The organism is Borreliella americana, from assembly GCF_021043605.1.
Taxonomy (GTDB): Bacteria; Spirochaetota; Spirochaetia; order Borreliales; family Borreliaceae; genus Borreliella; species Borreliella americana.
The window spans coordinates 1-3,533 of sequence record NZ_JAJNFB010000037.1 but is presented as its reverse complement, the minus strand read 5'-3'; the positions used below and the strand labels follow the sequence as shown (position 1 = coordinate 3,533).

At 25.1% G+C, this 3,533-nt stretch carries 5 protein-coding genes; all 5 read right to left on the bottom strand.

All coding sequences use genetic code 11. From position 1 onward, the window contains the following. On the bottom strand, window positions 1–1,120 hold a 1,120-nt coding region (locus tag LRB30_RS05590; RefSeq protein ID WP_231020112.1), incomplete at its 3' end, for a DUF244 domain-containing protein. Between the two features lie 486 nt (window positions 1,121–1,606). Further along, window positions 1,607–2,026: a Bdr family repetitive protein gene (gene bdr, locus LRB30_RS05585; protein ID WP_231020110.1), complete on the bottom strand. Its 420-nt coding sequence runs from the start codon at window positions 2,024–2,026 to the stop codon at window positions 1,607–1,609. A 3-nt stretch (window positions 2,027–2,029) separates the two neighbouring features. Then, entirely contained in the window at window positions 2,030–2,608 is a 579-nt protein-coding gene (locus LRB30_RS05580; RefSeq protein ID WP_231020108.1) for a chromosome replication/partitioning protein, read from the bottom strand. Between the two features lie 49 nt (window positions 2,609–2,657). After that, window positions 2,658–3,407, bottom strand: a complete 750-nt coding sequence (locus LRB30_RS05575) for a ParA family protein (protein ID WP_231020106.1) — start codon at window positions 3,405–3,407, stop codon at window positions 2,658–2,660. Further along, window positions 3,383–3,533, bottom strand: a 151-nt coding sequence (locus tag LRB30_RS05570; protein ID WP_146626914.1) for a DUF226 domain-containing protein, incomplete at its 5' end; no start/stop codon positions are given. The genes LRB30_RS05575 and LRB30_RS05570, both read right to left, overlap by 25 nt.

Sequence of the window (3,533 nt, the reverse complement as noted above, 5' to 3'; positions counted from 1 at the left end):
CTTTAAGATACTTTTCTCTTTTTTTGTGTTCGCTTTGCATTTTGTTTAATTCTTTTTTTGCGCTATCAACCTCCATTAGATCACATGCAAGATTTTCAGCAACTTGCCTATCTGTAATTTCAAGCTCTACACAATCAACATATTCTACAAATTCTTTTGCCCAATCAAACTCAACTCCAGAACTATAAAAATCACTCCTTTCTACTAAATCTTCAACAAGTTTTATAAACGTATCCTCGTTAAAATTATGTGCCATTAAGTATTCCTCTCTATAGTTACTATAAATATCTTTTTTCAAATTTATAATTTCTAATTCACATTTATTAACAAATTCAAACACTTTTGATATTAAGGCCTCATCTCTTTTAATCTTACAGTTAATTGGTGCAGCGTCGATCAAAAAGAACAAATTACAATACTCAAGCCCAGTGCATGCTAACTGCATTTGAGCCTGCACATAATATTTGAAAAAATATTTACTATTTAAAAAATTGCCATTTTTATTGTACTCAGCAATAGCACTACTCATATAATTAGAGTCGCTACTTTTAATTTCTAATATTTCTAAATCGCCATTATTATTAATAAACCATCCATCAATTGTTGAACCCACTAAAGTTTGTGAACTACCCATTTTTTTGAAATAATTATACTTATCAACACCATTGGCATATTTATTTTTATACAAAACATCAATATTATCACCGTGTGCTTTAACAAACTCTCTAAATCCTAAATTTTCCAGCTCTTTGCCCTTGAGCATATATAAATTCTCTTCATAAGGCATACTTATACCACAATATTTAAGTACCCTACTCATCATTAAGTCTTTCAGCCCAGCACCTCCAACAAGAATATTACCTACTTCACTAGCACCGTATTTATCTAACTTGTTTCTTTGCACACTAAAATCAATATTTCGATTAAATCTAAAACACTCTTTACTACTTATTCCTGGTAATTTTTTGCCTATTTTACTTAATTTGCTTTTTTCTTTAATATGATAAAATTTTTCCTCAAATATTTCACAACCAGTAAAACTTTGTTGATTAACACTTATCATTTTGGGCTCTCCTTGAATATTTTCTTGTGGATTATTTTTGTTTGATATGTTTGTCATTTTTTTATCTCCTATTATGTTATATAAAAATAATTATATAGCAAAAATAATTTTTGCCAACTTTTTTTACAAAAATTTTTACAAAAATAGTTGAGCGTATTTAATTCTTTTGTTAAAGAACTTAGCTAAACTCAACTTAACTGGATTTTTTTGATAGCAATATACTTTTTTAGCTATACGCATACATATATATATCAAAAACTATTTTTGTCAGGCTTTTTACAGAAATTATTATAATTAATAAAAGCTTTATTAAATTCTCTTGCTAAAGAGCTTAATAAAGTCTGGGGGTTAACCGAATTAACTTATTAAAAATTATTTTTTAAAAGCTTTTCAACAATTGAACAATTCTCAATTGTTGAATTAAAATTATTTTGCATTTGTTAAAATAAAAGAACCTATTTAAATTATCTTGTTAAAAAATTCAAATAAGTTCTACTTTAAAGCTATATACTAACTTATTACTTTATAAAATTTTAATCATTTTTAATTTAAAAAATACTTATTGAATATAGAATAAATAATTGGAGCAAGCGTTATTCCCATTATTAAAATTACTTGTATTGTTCTATTATTTGCAGTAAGTTCGTTTCTTAAAACATTTATTTTATTATCTAGGCTAAATATATCCTTTTGTAAGGTTTTTTCTACACTATCTATTTTAGTATTCAAGCTAGATATATCTTTTTGCAAAGTTTTTTCTACATTATCTATCTTAGTGTCTAAACTAGATATGTCTTTTTGCAAATTCTTCTCTAAATCAATTATTTTCTCTTTTAAAACCTCATGGTTGTAATTATCATTATGAAGAAAAACAAAATCTATTGCTTCTTCACTAAACCCTATTTTTAAAAATTCATTTTTTATACTTTCTATGTTATATGTTTTGTATGCTAAATTGTTCATAGGTTATACTTTTAATTGTTTATACATTTTTAAAAGTTTACTAATCAAATCTTTTTGATTTTCAAAAATCTCTTGCATCATAAAACTGGTAAATTTAGCATTTTTTTTGTAAAAATCATAGCTTTCTTGAGTTTTAAGTTGAAATCTTAAAGGTTTTATTGGATTTTGCCTAGATTTTTTTAATGTTGGGCTTTCTTTATCTTTCAATACACTTAATATTAATCTAAATCCATTATCTAATACATATTGTTCCTCAATAACTCCTGCTTCTATTGCATTGGCAATTTTTAAATAGTTATACGCTTGAGTTTTTGCAACATCATAATCCTTTATAAAAGCATCGAAATTTTTGTATCCATCAAGTTTATAGTATTCATTATCTTTAATTTCTTTTAAGATTTTCATACATTCTACTCTATTAGAAACTCCTTCTCTAAGGTTTACATACAATTTCTTTTTCAAAGTATTATAACGATCTGTTTCAACACCATTTTTACTAACATTAGAAGAATCTACAAGTAATGCATTCCCCTCAGAATCAATATCCCTTTTATTGATTATTAATTTTGTATTATTTTTCATAACAAGCCTCCTTAGTTATAAGTTCAACGCGTTGAACTTATAACTAAAATTATTTTAATTTTGCATAAAAATTTATTAATGAATTTTTATACTCTTTTATATAATCCATTTGAAAATCAAAAGAAGAATTACTAGCAATTCTTCTATTTAAATCTTCTCTTTCTGATATCATTCCTAAAAAATTTTCTTTGGAGTTCAGCATTTCCAACAATTGCTTATGTGTATTATTTTTCTTAAATCTAGTTATTATAAAATAAGTAGGCAATTCTACACCTATTTTTTTCATAAAAAATTTCAAAAGGTCAAAACTTTCAATTGTCCATTTTTCTGCTGTCAAGGGAACAATTATATTGTTACAACAAACCAAAGCATTAGTTAAAGTAAAATCCAAACTTGGAGGAGTATCAATTATAATAAAATTATATATAATATCTATATGTTTAAGCTCTTTTTTTAATCTAAATTCATCAAAAGTGTGCTTATAACCAAAAGCATTTATACTGTGTAAAGTTAAATAACTAGGTATTAAATCTAAATTATTCGCTACATTAACGATTGATCGATTAATATCTAATTTTTCTGTTAAAACTTCATATATATTATTTTTTCTTAAATCTATACTGGATTTTTGTATATCATCATAATAATAACTAGTGGTGGATGCTTGAGTATCCATATCTATTAATAATACCTTATATTTTTGAGCCAATAAGGTTGCAAATATAATAGCACTTGTGCTTTTACCAACACCGCCCTTGATTGACGCGATTGTTATTATTTTAGGTTTTTTATTATCCATTTTATTAACGGTCCTTGTTCGGGGTATTTTTTCCCATAAAATTTATATACTTGTTGTTCTAAATCCGTAAACATACTAAATAAAACTTTGTTATAGTGATTATTTGTTCTTTTTTTATCTAATAAA

Bases quoted from the DNA above. Each gene is read 5' to 3' on its own strand.
- bdr (WP_231020110.1), bottom strand. From the start codon at position 2,026: ATGAACAATTTAGCATACAAAACATATAACATAGAAAGTATAAAAAAT.
- LRB30_RS05580 (WP_231020108.1), bottom strand. From the start codon at position 2,608: ATGAAAAATAATACAAAATTAATAATCAATAAAAGGGATATTGATTCT.
- LRB30_RS05575 (WP_231020106.1), bottom strand. From the start codon at position 3,407: ATGGATAATAAAAAACCTAAAATAATAACAATCGCGTCAATCAAGGGC.